This is a genomic window from Sphingomonas sp. CCH5-D11 (assembly GCF_001557395.1).
Classification (GTDB): Bacteria; Pseudomonadota; Alphaproteobacteria; order Sphingomonadales; family Sphingomonadaceae; genus Sphingomonas.
Genome location: NZ_LSKH01000045.1, coordinates 1 through 414, shown reverse-complemented (window position 1 = coordinate 414; position 414 = coordinate 1). Strand labels below are relative to the sequence as shown.

1 protein-coding gene is annotated in these 414 nt (G+C 71.0%); it reads right to left on the bottom strand.

Annotated elements, in window-relative coordinates; translation table 11 throughout:
* Window positions 1-266: VirB8/TrbF family protein (locus AX702_RS02945; RefSeq protein WP_269450369.1), on the bottom strand; the 266-nt coding region annotated here is incomplete at its 3' end.
* Between the last annotated feature and the right edge of the window lie 148 nt (window positions 267-414).

The window sequence follows — 414 nt, the reverse complement described above, 5'->3', positions numbered from 1 at the left end:
CCGGCCTCGGCGGGCGCAACCGCCTGCGCTTCGCCCAGCCGATCGACCTGCACGACCCACGGAACGATATGGCCGCGCGTCGATTGCCAGACGAGGCCGCCAGCCAGACCGCCCGAAAGCGCCAGCGTGCCGAAGAAGGCGAGCCGCCAGTTCTTCGCCTGCACGCGCGCGGAACCGATGCGGTCATCCCATGCCTGCGCCGCGCGCTGATAGGGTGTGGCCGGCTCGGGCGTCTGGCCGTAGCGGATGGTCGGTCGCTTGAACATGGATCAATCCTTCTGGCTGATATCGACGGAAGCGCCGCTGCCGCCGCCGTCGCCGGAGCGCAGCGTGTGGGCGGCGATGGTCGCGCCGTGGGTCATGGTCTGGCGGTTCTTCATCGCGAACGCCCAGGCGGGCGCGCCGGTCGGTGCG